The sequence below is a fragment of the Streptomyces sp. NPDC001381 genome, from assembly GCF_042895685.1.
Taxonomy (GTDB): Bacteria; Actinomycetota; Actinomycetes; order Streptomycetales; family Streptomycetaceae; genus Streptomyces.
Map to the genome: position 1 here is coordinate 189,645 of NZ_JBIAWO010000001.1, position 16,754 is coordinate 206,398.

14 protein-coding genes are annotated in these 16,754 nt (G+C 71.6%); 3 read left to right on the forward strand and 11 right to left on the reverse strand.

Features of this window, described 5'->3' with window-relative positions; translation table 11 throughout:
* Nucleotides 1–5: 5 nt before the first annotated feature.
* From ACFY2L_RS00905 to ACFY2L_RS00915, 3 genes are all read right to left on the reverse strand, one after another.
* The gene (locus tag ACFY2L_RS00905; protein WP_390821185.1) at nucleotides 6–1,334 is read right to left on the reverse strand and encodes an ABC transporter substrate-binding protein; all 1,329 of its coding nucleotides are present in this window, start codon (nucleotides 1,332–1,334) and stop codon (nucleotides 6–8) included.
* Between the two features lie 50 nt (nucleotides 1,335–1,384).
* A complete protein-coding gene (locus tag ACFY2L_RS00910) occupies nucleotides 1,385–3,007 on the reverse strand; it encodes a glycoside hydrolase family 13 protein (RefSeq protein ID WP_390821186.1) in 1,623 nt (540 codons plus the stop codon).
* A gap of 170 nt (nucleotides 3,008–3,177) precedes the next feature.
* Nucleotides 3,178–4,449 carry an ABC transporter substrate-binding protein gene (locus ACFY2L_RS00915; RefSeq protein ID WP_390655996.1) on the reverse strand — a complete coding sequence of 424 codons (1,272 nt, stop codon included), beginning with the start codon at nucleotides 4,447–4,449 and terminating at the stop codon, nucleotides 3,178–3,180.
* Nucleotides 4,450–4,748: 299 nt separating this feature from the next.
* On the opposite strand from ACFY2L_RS00915, the gene ACFY2L_RS00920 reads away from it, so the two are divergent.
* Genes ACFY2L_RS00920 through ACFY2L_RS00930 form a run of 3 tightly spaced genes read left to right on the forward strand, consistent with a single transcriptional unit; the run spans nucleotide 4,749 to nucleotide 8,345 of the window.
* Nucleotides 4,749–5,264, forward strand: coding sequence for a PadR family transcriptional regulator (locus tag ACFY2L_RS00920; RefSeq protein ID WP_390655995.1), 516 nt, complete (start codon nucleotides 4,749–4,751; stop codon nucleotides 5,262–5,264).
* The gene (locus ACFY2L_RS00925; protein WP_390655994.1) at nucleotides 5,261–6,010 is read left to right on the forward strand and encodes an ABC transporter ATP-binding protein; all 750 of its coding nucleotides are present in this window, start codon (nucleotides 5,261–5,263) and stop codon (nucleotides 6,008–6,010) included. The genes ACFY2L_RS00920 and ACFY2L_RS00925 overlap by 4 nt, the downstream gene beginning before the upstream one ends.
* A gap of 52 nt (nucleotides 6,011–6,062) precedes the next feature.
* A complete protein-coding gene (locus ACFY2L_RS00930) occupies nucleotides 6,063–8,345 on the forward strand; it encodes an FtsX-like permease family protein (RefSeq protein ID WP_390821188.1) in 2,283 nt (760 codons plus the stop codon).
* Nucleotides 8,346–8,360: 15 nt separating this feature from the next.
* Here the strand turns inward: ACFY2L_RS00930 and ACFY2L_RS00935 are convergent, their stop codons facing one another.
* From ACFY2L_RS00935 to gap, 8 genes are all read right to left on the reverse strand, one after another.
* Nucleotides 8,361–9,347 (reverse strand): hypothetical protein, encoded by a 987-nt coding sequence (locus tag ACFY2L_RS00935; protein ID WP_390821190.1) that lies wholly within the window; start codon nucleotides 9,345–9,347, stop codon nucleotides 8,361–8,363.
* Between the two features lie 92 nt (nucleotides 9,348–9,439).
* The gene (gene pgi / locus ACFY2L_RS00940) at nucleotides 9,440–11,092 is read right to left on the reverse strand and encodes a glucose-6-phosphate isomerase (RefSeq protein WP_390655991.1); all 1,653 of its coding nucleotides are present in this window, start codon (nucleotides 11,090–11,092) and stop codon (nucleotides 9,440–9,442) included.
* A gap of 73 nt (nucleotides 11,093–11,165) precedes the next feature.
* Nucleotides 11,166–12,434: an MFS transporter gene (locus ACFY2L_RS00945; RefSeq protein WP_390821191.1), complete on the reverse strand. Its 1,269-nt coding sequence runs from the start codon at nucleotides 12,432–12,434 to the stop codon at nucleotides 11,166–11,168.
* A gap of 152 nt (nucleotides 12,435–12,586) precedes the next feature.
* Nucleotides 12,587–12,922, reverse strand: coding sequence for an RNA polymerase-binding protein RbpA (locus tag ACFY2L_RS00950; protein ID WP_003957010.1), 336 nt, complete (start codon nucleotides 12,920–12,922; stop codon nucleotides 12,587–12,589).
* Nucleotides 12,923–13,133: 211 nt separating this feature from the next.
* Entirely contained in the window at nucleotides 13,134–13,364 is a 231-nt protein-coding gene (secG, locus tag ACFY2L_RS00955; RefSeq protein WP_189718317.1) for a preprotein translocase subunit SecG, read from the reverse strand.
* 113 nt (nucleotides 13,365–13,477) lie between these two features.
* Nucleotides 13,478–14,254, reverse strand: coding sequence for a triose-phosphate isomerase (tpiA, locus tag ACFY2L_RS00960; protein WP_390655989.1), 777 nt, complete (start codon nucleotides 14,252–14,254; stop codon nucleotides 13,478–13,480).
* A 4-nt stretch (nucleotides 14,255–14,258) separates the two neighbouring features.
* Nucleotides 14,259–15,470 (reverse strand): phosphoglycerate kinase, encoded by a 1,212-nt coding sequence (locus tag ACFY2L_RS00965; protein WP_390655988.1) that lies wholly within the window; start codon nucleotides 15,468–15,470, stop codon nucleotides 14,259–14,261.
* Nucleotides 15,471–15,604: 134 nt separating this feature from the next.
* On the reverse strand, nucleotides 15,605–16,612 hold the full coding sequence (gene gap, locus ACFY2L_RS00970) for a type I glyceraldehyde-3-phosphate dehydrogenase (protein WP_390655987.1): 1,008 nt from the start codon (nucleotides 16,610–16,612) through the stop codon (nucleotides 15,605–15,607).
* Nucleotides 16,613–16,754 lie beyond the last annotated feature (142 nt).

The following is a 16,754-nucleotide window of genomic DNA, read 5'->3' on the forward strand; positions in this document are numbered from 1 at the left end:
ACCCGTCAGCCCTTGTACGCCTTGGCGGCAGCGTCCTCGAGCCGCGCCGCGGTCCCCTTCGGGTCCGACGGGTCGCGCAGGAAGTCCTGCAGCAGCTTCCACTCGCCCGCGCCCTTGGTGCCGCCGAAGGCCGCCGGGGCCTGGTCGGACATGTCGAAGCGGACCGAGTCCCCGGCCGCCACCAGGGACTTGGCGGTCGCGCGGGTGACGTCGTCGCCGTAGGAGGCGAGGTCGAGCTTGGTGTTCGGGGACAGGAAGCCGCCGGTCTTCGCCCACACGGCCGCGGCCTCGGGGGTGGCCAGGTATTCCAGGAGCGCCATGCCGGCCTTGGCGTTCTTGCCGTCCTTGAGCACCACGGCCGCGTCGCCGCCGCTGACCACCGGGGCCTCGCCGCCGCCGACCGCGGGGAAGGGGAAGAAGTTCGCGTCCTCGCCGATCACCTTGCCGAACTGGTCCTTGGCGACGCCGGCGACGAAGTCGCCCTCGTAGACCATGCCGGCCTTGGGCTCCGGTCCGAACACCTTCTCCACCGAGCCCGGGAAGTCGGTGTTCAGGGCCTCCTTCTGGCCGCCCGCCACCAGCTGCTTGTCCTTGAAGAGGGCGCCGAGGGTCGTCAGGGCCTCGACCACCGACGCGTCGGTCCACTTCAGCTCGTGGGCGGCGAGGGCGTCGTACTTCTCGGGTCCGGCCTGGGAGAGGTAGACGTTCTCGAACCAGTCGGTGAGGGTCCAGCCGTCCTGCCCGGCCACCGAGAAGGCGGCGAGACCGGAGTCGGAGACGGTGTGTCCGGCCTTCAGCATGTCGTCGTACGTCGTCGGCGGCTTGACGCCGGCCTGGGCGAGCGCGTCGGGGCTGTACCAGACCGTCGACTTGTGGGCGGCCTTGAAGTAGAGGCCGTAGAGGGTGCCCTCGACGCTGCCGTACGTCTTCCACACGTCCGCGTAGTTGGCGTCGACCGCCTTCTCGGCGGTCTTGGACAGCGGCTTGAGCCAGCCGCTCCGGGCGAACTGCTGCAACACGCCGACCTGCGGGACCATCACGACGTCGGGCGCGTTGCCGCCTTCTATCTTGCTGCCGACGACGGTGGACACGTTGTCCCCCGTGGACACGAACTGCGTCTTGGCGCCGGTCTTCTCGCTGAACGCGTCCAGCACCTTCTGGAAGTTCTTCTGCTCGCTGCCGGACCAGACGCCGGCCACGGTGACCGTCTGGCCGCTGAGCGCCTTGTCGCCGCCGCCGGCCGAGACCGGGCCGCCGCCTCCGCAGGCGGTGGCGCCCAGCGCCAGGGCGAGGGCGGTGCAGCTGGTGAGCAGGGTGGTACGTCGTCGCATCATCGTTGATGTCCCTTCGGGGATGGTGGGAAACGGACGGGCGTTCAGGGAGGTCAGAGGTCGCTGAGCCACCAGGCGGCGGTCGAGCCGGGGAGCACCCCGGCCGGGCAGGGGCCGCTGGAGAGCAGGGGGGTGCCGGAGACCGGCGCGGGTGTGGGCGCGGTACCGAAGTTGACGGCGCAGACGAGGCCGTCGCCGCGGGTGAAGGCGAGGACACCGGGCGGGCTGTCCAGCCAGTGCAGCGTGCCCTCGCCCAACTGGGGCAGCGCGGAGCGCAGTTGAAGGCCGTCCCGGTACAGGTGCCAGAAGGAGCGGGTGTCGGCGAGGGCCCGGTCGGTGGCGTACTCGGCGAAGTACTCGGGCTGCGGCAGCCACGGCCTGGCGCCCTCGGCGCCGGAGGTGAAGCCGAACGGCGAGGCCTGCCCCGACCAGGGCAGCGGCACCCGGCAGCCGTCGCGGATGCGGGCGCGGCTGCCGGTGCGGCGGAAGATCGGGTCGGTGAGTACGTCGTCGGGCAGGTCGACGACCTCCGGCAGGCCGAGCTCCTCGCCCTGGTAGATGTACGCGGCTCCGGGCAGCGCCAGCATCAGCAGCGCGGCGGCGCGGGCGCGGGCGGCGCCGAGGCCGCTGCCGCCGGGGGCGGGTTCGCCGTACCGCGTGACGGTGCGGACCTGGTCGTGGTTGTTGAGGACCCAGGTGACCGTCGAGCCGGTGCCGGCGATGTCCTGCATGGCCTCGGAGATGACCTTGCGGAAGGCGTCCGGGTCCCAGGGCGCGCCGAGCAGGTCGAAGAAGAAGGCCTGGTGCAGCTCGTCCGGGCGGACGTACTGGGCGTGTTCGCGGGCGGTGGGCACCGAGACCTCGCCGACCAGCAGCCGCTCGCGCCCGTCCCGTGCCGCGTAGGCGTCGCACACCGCGCGCCAGTGCCGCCACACGTCGTGCACCTCGGGCTGGTTCCAGGCGAGCGGGTTGACCGAGTCACGGGTGCGGGCGTCGGCCTCCGGGTCCGGGGAGTCGGGGAGGTCGGGGTGCTTGAAGAGGCCGGCCGCCACGTCGATGCGGAAGCCGTCCACGCCCCGGTCGAGCCAGAAGCGGAGGGTCCGGTCGAACTCCTCGACCACCTCGGGGTTGCGCCAGTTCCAGTCCGGCTGCTCGGGCGTGAACATGTGCAGGTACCACTGGCCGGGCCGCCCGTCGGCCTCCGTCACCCGGCTCCACGCCGGGCCGCCGAACATGGCGTGCCAGTTGTTGGGCGGCTCGGCGCCGTCCGGGCCGCGGCCGTCGGCGAAATGGAAGCGGGCGCGGGCCGCGCTGCCGGGGCCGGCGGCGAGCGCCTCACGGAACCAGGGGTGCTCGCTGGAGCAGTGGTTGGGGACGATGTCCAGGAGCACCTTGACGCCGAGCCGGCGAGCCGCGGCGATCAGCAGGTCGAACTCGGCGAGGTCGCCGAAGGTCGGGTCGACGTCGCGGTAGTCGGCCACGTCGTAGCCGTGGTCGTGCTGTGGCGAGGGGTAGAAGGGGCTCAGCCAGATCCCGTCGACGCCCAGCTTCTTCAGGTAGGGCAGTCCTGCCCTGACCCCGGCGAGATCGCCGATGCCGTCGCCGGTGCTGTCCAGGAAGCTGCGGACGTACACCTGGTAGATCACGGCGTCGCGCCACCAAGGGAGCTTGTTCAACCCATTGACCCGTCTCTGTAAGAGGCCAGCAGTTATGCATGCATGTTAAGTAGACGTGTCGCAAGGGTGTCAATGAACAGGAAGAAGCTACTGAATGGTTGGCCCTTTATATGCCCATTTATCGGGGCACATGGCGGCAAGGTGAGACCGCTGCGTTACCTAACATGTAACTAGCGGCCGGAGATGGCGGCGAGTTCGCGCGCCAGCCGCCGCACCGCGTCCTCGGGCGTCTCGCGCCCGGTCATCGCGTCGCGCACGACCGCCTGCACGACCAGACTGACCTGGTCGTACCGCGGGCTCTTGGGGCGCGGCGCGGCCGCGAGCACGCTCGCCCGCAGGGTCGGCAGGTACGGGAACCGCCGCACCAGAGCGGGGTCCTCGTACAGCGCGGCCCGCACGGGCGGCAGCGCGCCGCGCGTGAGGACCTGACGCTGGACGGGCTCACTGGTGAGGTACGCGAGCAGACGCGCGGCCGAGTCGGGGTGCCGCGCGTGTGTGCCGACGGCCAGGTTGGACCCGCCGAGGACGCTCGTGCCGGGCCCGTCCGGTCCGGGCAGCGGTACGGCGCCGATCTTCCCGGCGACCGGAGACCCCGCGGCCGAGGCGACGGCATAGGCGTACGGCCAGTTGCGCAGGAACAGCAGCCGCCCGTCCTGGAAGGCCTGCTTGGACTCCTCCTCCTTGTACGTGAGCGCCTGGCGCGGTATCCAGCCCTCGCGCACACCCCGGGCGAGGAACCCGATGCCCTCGCGCGCGGCGGCGGAGTTCACGGTGACACGGGCGCCCTCGTCGCCGAGGATCGTGCCGCCCGCCGAGTAGACGGCCTCGGCGGCGTTGACCGTGAGGCCCTCGTAGGGCAGGAACTGCCCCGCGTACCCGTCGAGCCCGTACTTCGGGGCGATGGTCTTCGCGTCCCGCTCCAGTTCGGCCCAGGTGCGCGGCGGCGGGACGCCCTCCTTGGCGAGGACGTCCTTGCGGTAGAGGAGCAGTCCGGCGTTGGTCACGTACGGGACGGCGTAGAGCTGCCCGTCGTAGGTCGCCGTGTCCACGACCGGTGGCAGGAAGCTGCCGAGCGGGAAGCGGTCGCGCGGGAGCGGACGTATCCAGCCCGCGGCGGCGAACTCCGGGGTCCAGTTGACGTCGATGTTGAGGACGTCGAAGCGGCTGCGGCCGCCGGCGCGCAGGTCGGTGGCCATCTGCGCACGGGTCTCGTCCGCGGAGTCCGGCAGCTCGACGAGGGTGACCCGCTCCCCCGGGTGGGTGCGGTTCCAGCCCTCCAGGAGGGGGCCGAGGTAGCCCGTGAGATCTCCGGCGGTGGCGAGCGTCAGGGGCCCGCGGCCGCCCGCGGCCCCTTCACCGGCCCGCGCTCCCGAGGCGATGTACCCCGTCATGACCACGACGAGAACAAGGAGGCCCCTACCCGCGGCACGTATCCACCGCATAGGTTCCTCCCAGTACACCGGCGCCGGGCACCTTCGCCCGGAGTCAGAGGCCATGTATACCTGTTAGGTATGGGCGATACTAGGGCCTGGCGTCAAACTCCCGCCGTCCGCCCGAAGGGCGGGTCCGGCGGCGTCTGGCGCGTGCGCTCGCAAGGCGCCGGGGTGTCCTCGTGGCGGAGCCACGTGGGCACTCCGGCAACGCCGCGAGCGCGCGGGCCAGACGCCGCCGGACAGGCGGGAGTTTGACGCCAGGCCCTCTGGGCCTGGAGCACAATACGCAGACTAGGAGGACAGCACGAGTGCGCCTGCCCCTGCTGGCCCTCCTCGCGCGCGGCCCGGCCCATGGCTACGAGCTCAAGCAGGACCTTGAGCAACTGCTGGGGTCCGCGTACCCTCAGCCGAACGTCGGCCAGATCTACGTCACCCTCGGCCGCCTCGAGAAGACGGGACTCATCGAGGGCGAAGAGGTCGAGCAGTCGAGCCGGCCCAACAAGAAGATCTACCACCTCACCGACGCCGGGCGGGACGAGCTGCGCGCCTGGTACGACGAGACGGCGGACGAGCCGCGGGTGCGGGACGAGTTCTTCATGAAACTGGCCCTCGCCTCGCAGACCGGCCTCGCCGACCAGATCACCCTCATCAACAAACAGCGGCGCCAGTACCTCAACACCATGCGCAACCTCTCGAAGCTGGCCGCCGCCGAGAACCGGGACAACCGCATCGCGCACCTTCTGATCGAGGGCGCGATGCTGCACCTGCAGGCCGACCTCGACTGGCTGGAACGGTGTCAGGAAGAGCTGGAGGAGCTGGAGTGAGCGACAGTCCCGCTCCTGTGCTGCGCGCCGAGCGCCTGGTCAAGACGCACCACGGCGAGGGCGCCCCGGCGCATGCCGTGCGGGGCGTCGACCTGTGTGTGGGGCGGGGCGAGTTCGTGGCGGTCACCGGCCCGTCCGGTGCCGGCAAGTCGACCCTGCTGCATCTGCTCGGCGGCCTGCAGCGGCCGGACAGCGGAAGCATCTGGCTGGACGGCGAGTGCACCGACGCCTACAGCGAGGCGCGCTGGGCCGTGGAGCGCCGCCGGCGCATCGGGATCGTCTTCCAGTTCTTCAACCTGGTGTCCAACCTGTCGGTCGCCGACAACGTGGAGCTGCCCGCCCTGCTGGCCAAGGCCTCCCCCCGGCAGGCGCGCGCCGAGCGGGAGGAGCTGCTGGCCGAGCTGGGACTGACGGGCAAGGAGCGGAGCATGCCGGGTGAGCTCTCCGGCGGAGAGCAGCAGCGGGTCGCCCTCGCCCGGGCCCTGGTCAACCGGCCGCCGCTGCTGCTGGCCGACGAGCCCGCGGGCAGTCTGGACAGCAAGGGCACCCGCGAGGTGATGCGGCTGCTGACCCGTTTCCACCAGCGCGGCCAGACGATCGTGCTGGTCACCCATGACGCCCGGCTGGCCAGCGCCGCGGACCGGGTGATCAGCTTCTTCGACGGGCGGATCGCCGACGACGCGGCACTGGACGGCACGCCGTCGCGCGGGACCGGGCTGTCGGGCGTGCTGGAGCTCAGGGACTGACATGCGGGTGGACGAACGCGCCGTCGCGTCACACGAGACGGGAGGCTGAGCCGTGCGAGCCGTCCTGCGCTGGGCGCACTCCGATCTGCGCACCCACCGCGGCGAGGCGCTGTTCCTCGTCCTCGCCACCGCCGGCATCGTCGTCTCGCTGCTGCTGGCCACGGCGCTGTTCGGGTACGCCACCAACCCCTGGCAGCGGGTCTTCACCCAGGCGCGCGGCGCCCATGTGTGGATCCACACCGGTCCGTCCGCGCAGGTGGGGAAGCTGTCGGGGCTGGACGGCGTCGAGTCCGTGGCAGGGCCGTACCCCACCGCCGCCGCCACCCTCGCCTCGCGCGGCGCCCGCGCCTCCGTCGAGCTGCGGGGCACACCCGAGCAGCCCACCGTGGGCAGACCGCTGCTCACCTCCGGCACCTGGCTGACCCGGGCCGCTCCGGACGGCGTCGTCCTGGAGAGCCGCCTCGCCCGCGCGCTGCTGGCCGAACCCGGCGACACCCTCACCATTCCCGGCACGGCCCGCAGACTGACCGTCCTCGGCATCGCCGACAGCGCCGAACCGCGCTACCGGCCGGGCGAACGGCCGGGCCTCGTGTGGGCGCTGCCGTCCGCCGTGCCCGCCCCGGACGGCCTGGTGACCGGACTGCGCCTGGCGGACCCCGGGGACACGGACTACGCCGTCCAGCGCGCCGTCACGGTGCTGGGCGCCGGTACCGTCGGCGAGGTCTCGACCTGGCAGCAGGCACGGGCCGAGGCCCAGGGCGACAACCGGCTCCTCGGCCAGGTGCTGGGCCTGTTCGGGCTCGGCGCGCTGGTCGCCGCGGGGCTCGCCGTGCACGGGGCGATCGCCACCCGCATCCGGGGCCACCTGCGGGACATCTCCGTCCTGAAGGCGATCGGCTTCACGCCCGGCCAGGTCGTCCGTGTCTTCCTCGTCCAGCACATCGCCTACGCGCTGCTGGGCGCCGTGGCCGCGGCGGCGCTCACCCAGGTCGCGGGCAGCCGGATCCCGGGGCGGTTCGGGGACGCGGTCGGCGTGTGGCAGGGGCTGCCCGGGACCACCGTGGCGCTGTTCGTGGTGCCGGCGGGGGCGGTTCTCTTCATCGGCGCGACGACCGGCCTCGCCGCCTGGCGGGCGGGGCGGGTGCCCCCGGTTCCGGTGCCGCGGCCCGCCGCCGCGGTGGGCGGGCGTCTGTCGGGCCTGGCGCGCCGGGCGCTCGGGCTGCGGCTGCCTCCGGCGCTGGTCCTCGGCTGGCACAAGGTGTTCTCCGGGCGCCCGCGGTCGGTGGCGACCACGGCCCGGCTGACGCTGCCGCTGCTGCTGATCGTGGTCGCGATGAGCGCCTGGACCACCATCGACCGCTTCCACAGCGAGCCCGAGCGGATCGGCCTCCCGGCCGCGCTCAGCGTCCACGCGGACTCCGGCCTGGCCGACGCGGACGCCCGCGCGCTGCTGGAGCGCGATCCGCAGGTCGCCGCCGCCTACCCCGGTGTCCAGGTGGCGGCCCTCGTCCCGGGCCAGACGGCCACGATCGCCCTGCGCGGCCTCGGCACCCGCCAGGACCCCTACCCCTACGCCCTGGCGGAGGGCCGTCCCGCGCGCGGCCGTGACGAGGCGGTGGCCGGGCAGGGCCTGCTCGACCTGCTCGACGTGCGGGTGGGCGACTGGGTGCGGATGACCGTCGGCGAGCAGCCGCAGATCCTGCACATCGTGGGCCGCAGCATCGAGCCGGAGAACGCCGGCCGGGTCATCTCCACCTCGCTCGACACCCTGCGCGAGAACGACCCGGACCTCGGCCCGACCCTCTACCAGCTCCGGCTGCGCCCCGGCGCGGACCCGCGTACGGTCGCCGGCCGGCTGACCACCGCCGGGCAGGGCCATCTGGACGTGCACACCGTGCCGAACCCGGCCGACGGGCTGTCGTCGCTGCGCGGGGTGGTCGCGGGCCTGATCGGCGTCCTCGCCCTGATCGGACTGATCGAGTTGCTCACCGCGATCGGCGGCGCCGTGCGCGAGGGCGAGCGCGACCTGCTCGCGCTCAAGGCCATCGGTCTGTCCCCGCGGCAGATCACCGCCGTCACCGTCACGGCCACGGGCGGTACCGCGCTGGCCGCGGTGCTCGCCGCCACGGCCCTCGGCGCCCCCCTCGCCCACTGGCTGATCGACGCCCAGGGCCGGTCGAGCGGCATCGGCGCGGGGATCGCCCGGGTGCCGTCCCCGGGCCTGCTGGCGCTCTTCGGCGCGGCGGCGGTGCTGGGGGCGTCCGCTCTCGCCGCCGTCCCGGCGTCCCGAGCGGCCCGGCACCGGCTCGCGGACACCCTGAGCGCGGTGGCCTGACCGGGGTTCCTGCCGTCAGCCGCCGTAGGGGTTGTGGTGGGGCGGGGGGTACGGCGGGGCGTACGGCGGGGTCGGGCCGTACGGGTTTCCGCCGCCGGCCGTGTAGGGGTTGCCCTGCGGATACGGCTGCCCCGCACCGGGCGCGTACGGGCCGGCCTGGGGATACGGCCGCCCCGCGCCCGGCGCGTACGGGTGGCCGCGGGGATCACCTTGCCGGGGGACGTGCGGCGGTGCCGTCGGCGGCATCGGCGTGGGCAGGGGCGGGAGGGTGGCCGGGTGGGCCGTGAGGCGGATGCCGTAGCGCTGTTTGAGGCGGCGGGTCTCCAGGAAGGCGATCGCCGTGACGGTCACCGGCGCGCCCAGGATGAACAGGACGCCCATGGTGAGGCTCAGGCCGTGCAGGTCGCCCGTGACCAGGTCGGGGACGGCCATCAGCCAGGTCGTCACCGTGGCGAGCAGCGGCGGGAGGGCGCGATGGACGGCGGCGGTGCCGAAGAAGTTCCCGGTGAGCCTGACCGCGCCCGCCATGACGAACAGAGCCATCCAGAAGCCGGCGAGGGTGAGGAGGAGTTGCGCGACGAACCCGAACGCGTCGCCCAGCCGGAAGAGCATCACGGTCGTGAAGACCGACCCGATGAAGAACAGCAGGAGCTTGAGCGAGTTGAGAAGCGGCACCTTCAACTGGCGTACGGTGCCGCCGCGCCGCCAGACGTAGAGCATCACGCCGATGGTCAGCGGGGTGAGGAAGAACAGTACGGCGGAGGCCGTGGCCGCGTTGTCCAGTACCTCCTCGAAGGCGAAGCCGCCCTCCACAGAGGTGTAGACGCCGAGGGCGGCGACCGCCCCCGCGATGACCCGGATGCGTTTGAGCTGTTCCACGGACGGGTCGAGCGCGTGCGGGATCCACGTCGGGTGGAACACCGCCCGCGCCACCTGATGCGGCTTCAGGAACGAGCGGGCGGTGAGTGTGCCGCCGGTCCAACTCCTGTGCCCAGTCGTCATCTTGAGCTCCCCCGAGCGATCGTGTTCATGATCGCCCGGGAGTCTACGGGAAGCGGACGGCCGTACGCCGCCCGCTTCCCTGCAGCACGTCCTCAGCTACGGCCGCGCAGCTCCCGGTACCGGGCCACCAGCGCCCTGGTGGACGCGTCCAGCCCCGGCACCTCCGCCCCCTCCGTCAGCGCGGGCTCGACCCGCTTGGCGAGGACCTTGCCCAGCTCCACGCCCCACTGGTCGAAGGAGTCGATGTTCCACACGGCACCCTGCACGAACACCTTGTGCTCGTAGAGCGCGACGAGCTGGCCGAGGACCGAGGGGGTCAGCTCGCGGGCCAGGATCGTCGTGGTGGGGTGGTTGCCCCGGAACGTCTTGTGGGCGACCAGCTCCTCCGGCACGCCCTCCGCGCGCACCTCCTCGGGCGTCTTGCCGAAGGCCAGCGCCTGGGTCTGGGCGAAGAAGTTGGCCATCAGCAGGTCGTGCTGCGCCGTGAGCTCGGCGCTGAGCTCGTCGACCGGGCGGGCGAAGCCGATGAAGTCCGCCGGGATCAGCTTCGTGCCCTGGTGGATCAACTGGTAGTAGGCGTGCTGGCCGTTGGTGCCGGGGGTGCCCCAGACGACCGGGCCGGTCTGCCAGTCGACGCCCTTTCCGTCGCGGTCGACGGACTTGCCGTTGGACTCCATGTCCAGCTGCTGGAGGTAGGCGGCGAACTTGGACAGGTAGTGGCTGTAGGGCAGCACGGCGTGCGACTGGGCGTCGTGGAAGTTGCCGTACCAGATGCCCAGCAGGCCGAGCAGCAGCGGCACGTTGGCCTCGGCGGGCGCGGTGCGGAAGTGCTCGTCGACGAGGTGGAAGCCGTCGAGCATCTCACGGAAGCGGTCCGGTCCGATGGCGATCATCAGGGAGAGGCCGATCGCCGAGTCGTAGGAGTAGCGGCCGCCGACCCAGTCCCAGAACTCGAACATGTTGGCCGTGTCGATGCCGAAGCCGGCCACCTTCTCCGCGTTGGTCGACAACGCCACGAAGTGCCGGGCGACGGCCGCCTCGTCGCCCAGGGCGGCCAGCAGCCACTGGCGGGCCGAGGTGGCGTTGGTGATCGTCTCGATGGTGGTGAAGGTCTTGGAGGCGATGATGAACAGCGTCTCGGCCGGGTCCAGGTCGCGGATGGCCTCGTGCAGGTCGGCACCGTCGACGTTCGACACGAAGCGGACCGTCAGGTCGCGGTCGGTGTAGCTGCGCAGCACCTCGTAGGCCATGGCCGGGCCCAGGTCGGAGCCGCCGATGCCGATGTTGACCACGTTCCTGATGCGCCGCCCGGTGTGGCCGGTCCAGGCACCGGAGCGGACGCGGTCCGAGAAGTCGGCCATCTTGTCCAGGACGGCGTGGACGGCCGGGACCACGTTCTCCCCGTCGACCTCGATCACCGCGTCGCGCGGGGCGCGCAGGGCGGTGTGCAGCACCGCGCGGTGCTCGGTGGTGTTGATCTTCTCGCCGCGGAACATGGCGTCCCGCAGGCCGAAGACGTCGGTGGCCGCGGCCAGCTCGCGCAGCAGCCGCAGCGTCTCGTCGGTGACGAGGTGCTTGGAGTAGTCGATGTGCAGGTCGCCGACCTGCAGCGTGTACCCGCTGCCGCGCTCCGGGTCGGCGGCGAACAGCTCTCGCAGCTGTACCTCGCCGAGCTCCTCGCGGTGCTTGGCCAGCGCCGTCCACTCGGGCGTCTGGTTGAGCCTCGTACGGCCGTCTGCGTTCATGTCGGACTTCTGCCCTTCCTCACCTGTCCGTGCTGCTGCGCACGCCTTGCCCCGCCGGTCCCAACCTAGTTGATCAGCGCGTCGCACGAGCGGACGCCGAACCGTCCTGCGGGACAACAACAGGTACGTCCGCCCGGCCCGCGGGTATCAACGCGGCGACGGACAGGGCGAAGAGCAGGGCCGCGAGCAGCGCGGGGGCGGCGAGCCCGAGGGCGTCGGCGGCGGCTCCGCCGAGCAGGGCGCCCAGAGGCGCGCCGGACGTGGAGGCCGTGCGGAAGGCGGAGGCGATACGGCCGACCATGGGCCCGGGGCTGCGCTGCTGCATGAGCGTGACCTGGTTGACGTTCCACACCATGCCCATGGTCCCGAGCAGCAGCATGCCCACGAGGAGCGCGGCGAGGTGCCGGACGGTGCCCATGAGCAGCAGGGACCCGACCTGGACACAGCCGCCGAGCAGCAGGGCCCGCGCCCGGCCGGTGCGGCGCGCGACGTGCTGGGCGACGAAGCCGCCGGCGAGGCTGCCGAGCGCGTACACCGTCATGGCGGCGGCGTACCCGGTGGTGCCCGCGTGCAGCCATCGCGTCACGTGCAGCACCAGGGTGGCGATGAGGGCGCCCATGCCGATGTTGCAGAGCAGGGTGGCCGCGCAGACCGGTCGCAGGACGTCGTCGCGCCAGAGGTGGCGCAGCCCTTCGGCGATCTCCGCCCGCAGGGTGCCGCCGGCGGGGCGCGGCTCCCGCTCGGGCGGCCGGGTCCGCAGGGAGGCGACCAGGGCGGCGGCCAGCAGATAGGTGCCGGCGTCGACCGCGAACGGCAGGAACGCGCCGGCGCCCAGCAGCAGCGGCACGAACGGTCCGGCGAGCAGGCCGCCGGCGAGCTGCTGACCGGTCATGAGCCGTGCGTTGGCGCTGCCGAGGGCCGCGCGGGGCACCAGGGCCGGCAGCAGGGCCGTGGAGGCGTTGTCGAAGAGGGTCTGGAGGGTGGTCAGCAGGAAGGCGAGGGCGAGCAGCAGCGGGACGGAGGCGTGGCCGAGGCCCACGGCGAGCGCGAATCCGGCGACGAGCAGTCCCCGTACGGTGTCGACGGCCCACATGGCGCGCCGCTGGTCCACCCGGTCGGCGACGGCCCCGCCGAGCAGTCCGAACAGCAGCCAGGGGAGATGGGCGCAGGCGGTCACGGAGGCGACGACCAGCGGCTCGTCCGTGAGCCGTACGGCGAGCAGCGGCAGGGCGGCCGCACGCAGCGCGTCTCCGAAGCGCGAGATCACGGCGGCGCTCCACAGCCGCCCGAACGCTCCGCGCCACGCCGGCGCATGCCTCCGGTCCGCCTCGGCCCCCGTCATGCATCCCCCTGGTCCACCGGTTCACCGCGGATGCGGGAACCCGTACGAAGGACCGTAGAGGAGACCACTGACAACGGGTTCGGCGGCGGTCACCGCACGAGCGAGAAGCGGTCCGGCCAGGCACCCTCACGGTCCCCGGCCGGTCTCAACTCCTAGATCTCGCCCCGCAGTTTGGCGAGCGCCTCGGCGAGGATCGCCTCGCCGTCCGCGTCGCTGCGCCGCTCCCGCACATAGGCGAGGTGCGTCTTGTAGGGCTCGGTGCGCGGCGGGTCCGGGGGGTTGTCCCGGTCCTGTCCGGCAGGGAAGCCGCAGCGGGGGCAGTCCCAGGTGTCGGGAACCTGCGCGTCGCTGGCGAAGCTGGGCTGCGTCTCGTGCCCGTTGGAGCACCAGAAGGAGATGCGCAGACGGGGCGCGGACTCGCCCCGCTCGGCCTCGCCCATCGGCCCCGCCCCGACCCGGCTTCCTCGGATCGCGTTGCCACTTGCCACGGTCGTAACTCCCTGCGTAATGGTGCCGCAAAGCGAGTCGGCGTTTCGCTTCGCTGCGAGCGCCTCAGTCTACGTAAGGCCCAACGCGCGTCCAGTGACTGGAGTTACAGCTCCCCTACCCCAGACGCAAGCCCCATGATAGGCCGCGCTCAGCTGCGCGTACCGAACATGGGGCCTTACGTACGGAATGTGCGTGCCTGTGAGAGGCTGATCAGCTGTTCGTCTTCATGAGAATGCCGAGGACGATGATGCAGGCGAACCAGAGCAGACCGATCACGACGGTGATGCGGTCGAGGTTGCGCTCGGCGACCGAGGAGCCGCCGACGGAGGACTGCATGCCGCCACCGAACATGTCGGAGAGACCGCCGCCCTTCCCCTTGTGCATCAGCACCAGCAGCATCAGCAGCAGGCTGAAGACGATCAGGGCGATCGAGAACCCCAAAACCACGGCTGGACCAACTTCCTCGGAATCGGATAACGACGGGGGCACAGCACCTGGGCTGTGCCCCCGCAAGGGTACGACGGATCGCCGCTACCGCATACTCACAGCTCGGCTCACTGGTCGCGGAACCGCACGATCTTGACGAACTCGTCGGCGTCCAGGGAGGCGCCCCCGACCAGCGCGCCGTCGATGTCGGCCTGCGCCATGATCTCGGCGACGTTGCCGGACTTGACGGAGCCGCCGTACTGGATGCGGACCTTGTCGGCCAGCTCCTGCGAGTACAGCTCGGCGATCTTCCCGCGGATCGCGGCGCAGACCTCCTGGGCGTCGGCGGCGCCGCAGACCTTGCCGGTGCCGATGGCCCAGACGGGCTCGTAGGCGATCACGACGGTCTCGGCCTGCTCGGCCGGGAGGTCCTTCAGGCCCCCCTCGACCTGGGCGAGGGTGTGGGAGACGTGGTTGCCCGCCTCGCGGACCTCCAGCTCCTCGCCGACGCACAGGATGGGGGTGATGCCGTGCTTGAAGGCGGCCTTGACCTTGGCGTTGACCAGCTCGTCGGTCTCGCCGTGGTACTGGCGGCGCTCGGAGTGGCCGATCGCCACGTACGTGCACTTCAGCTTGGCGAGCATCGGGCCGGAGATCTCGCCGGTGTAGGCGCCCGACTCGTGGGCCGAGATGTCCTGGGCGCCGTACTTGATGGCGAGCTTGTCGCCCTCGACCAGGGTCTGCACGGAGCGCAGGTCGGTGAAGGGCGGCAGGACGGCGACCTCGACGGCCTCGTAGTCCTTGTCGGACAGGGCGAAGGCGAGCTTCTGGGTGTGCGCGATGGCCTCGAGGTGGTTGAGGTTCATCTTCCAGTTGCCCGCCATCAGCGGCGTGCGCGTGCTCATCGGGTCAGTCCTCCAGTGCGGCGAGGCCGGGGAGCGTCTTGCCCTCGAGGTATTCGAGGGAGGCGCCGCCGCCGGTCGAGATGTGGCCGAATGCGTTCTCGTCGAAGCCCAGGAGGCGGACGGCGGCGGCGGAGTCGCCACCGCCGACGACCGTGAAGGCCGGGGAGTCGATGAGGGCCTGGGCGACCGCCTTGGTGCCCTCGGCGTAGTCGGGGTGCTCGAAGACGCCCATCGGGCCGTTCCAGAAGACGGTGGCCGCGTCGGCGAGCTTCGAGGCGTACAGCTTGCGGGTCTCGGGACCGATGTCCAGACCCTCCTGGTCAGCGGGGATCGCGTCCGCGGCGACGGTGGTGGGGTGGGCCGGGGCCTTCGTCCTCAGGTCCGGGAACTCGCCGGCGACGAGGACGTCGACGGGCAGGACCAGCTCGACGCCGGTCTTCTCCGCGCGCTCGATGTACTCCTGCACCGCCGGGACCTGGTCCTCCTGCAGGAGGGAGATGCCGACCTCGTGGCCCTTGGCCTTGAGGAAGGTGTACGCCATGCCGCCGCCGATCAGGATGCGGTCGGCCTTGGCGAGCAGCTCGTCGATGACGGCGAGCTTGTCGGAGACCTTGGCGCCGCCGAGCGCGACCACGTAGGGGCGCTGGACGTCCACGGTGAGCTTCTTCAGGACGCCGACCTCGGTGGCGATGAGGAAGCCCGCGGCGTGCGGCAGCCGGGCCGGGAGGTCGTACACGGAGGCGTGCTTGCGGTGGACCGCCCCGAAGCCGTCGCCGACGTAGACGTCGGCGAGCTGGGCGAGCTGGTCGGCGAAGGCGCCGCGCTCGACGTCGTCCTTGGACGTCTCGCCCGCGTTGAAGCGCAGGTTCTCGATGACGGCGACCTGGCCGTCGGCGAGGCCGGCCACCGTGGCCCGGGCGGAGTCGCCGATCGTGTCGGTCGCGAAGGCCACGGCGGAGCCGAGGAGTTCGCCGAGCCGGGAGGCGGCGGGGGCGAGGGAGAACGCCGGGTCCGGGGCGCCCTTGGGGCGGCCCAGGTGGGAGGCGACGACCACCTTGGCGCCCGCGTCCGCGAGGGCCTTGACGGTCGGCAGGACGGCGCGGATTCGGCCGTCGTCGGTGATGGTGCCGTTGTCCAGCGGCACGTTGAGGTCGGCGCGGACGAAGACCCGCCGGCCGGACACTCCTTCGGAGAGGAGTTCGTCGATCGTCTTCATGAAAAGGACTCCCGGGAGGGCTGGTGATGCTCCGTGATCGTAGACAGGGGCGCTGCGTACGTGAGTCAGGGCCCGGGCGGCGCGTCCCTGCGCCGCCCGAGCCCTGCTCTCACCTCAGGTGCCTGATCCGACGATCAGAGCTGGCCGCCGACGAAGACGGTCAGGTCGACGAGACGGTTGGAGTAGCCCCACTCGTTGTCGTACCAGCCGATGACCTTCACGTTCTTGCCCTCCTGGACCATGGTCAGGGAGGAGTCGAAGGTGCAGGACGCCGGGGCGTTGACGATGTCGGAGGAGACGATCGGGTCCTCGGTGTACTCGAGGATGCCCTTCAGCTCGCCCTCGGCGGCCTTCTGGAAGGCGGCGTTGATCTCCTCCTTGGTGACCTCGCGGCCGAGCTCCAGGACGAGGTCGGTGACCGAGCCGGTGGGGACCGGGACGCGCATGGCGATGCCGTCCAGCTTGCCCTTGAGCTGCGGGAGGACCAGGGCGGTGGCCTTGGCGGCGCCCGTCGTGGTCGGGATGATGTTCTCCGCGGCGGCACGGGCGCGGCGCAGGTCCTTGTGCGGGAAGTCCAGGATGCGCTGGTCGTTGGTGTACGCGTGGACCGTGGTCATCAGACCCTTGACGATGCCGAAGTTCTCGTCGAGGACCTTGGCCATCGGCGCCACACAGTTGGTGGTGCACGAGGCGTTGGAGATGACGTGGTGGTTGGCGGCGTCGTACTTGTCCTGGTTGACGCCCATCACGATGGTGATGTCCTCATCGGAGGCCGGAGCCGAGATGAGGACCTTCTTGGCGCCGCCGGCGAGGTGCTTCTCGGCGTCGGCCTTCTTCGTGAAGATGCCCGTCGACTCGATGACGATGTCGACGCCGAGGTCGCCCCACGGGATGTCGGCGGGGTTGCGCTCGGACAGGACCTTGATGGTGTGGCCGTCGACGGTGATCGTGTCGGCGGTGTGCGACACCTCGGCCTTCAGGCGGCCCAGGATGGTGTCGTACTTGAGCAGGTGAGCGGTTGTCGCGGTGTCACCCAGGTCGTTGACAGCCACGATCTCGATGTCAGCACCCTGCTCCAGCAGCGCGCGGAAGTAGTTACGACCGATGCGGCCAAAGCCGTTGATGCCTACGCGGATCGTCACGAACCGATCTCCTCGTTGGTACGCCGGCCATGCGGTGCCGGCGAGCTGTATTTGGGATGTCCCCGACCACCCCCGACCCTACCTCTCCGAGGCGCCGTCGGTGACATCGACTTCGCCCATACACGGCAGGACGGTCCGTACC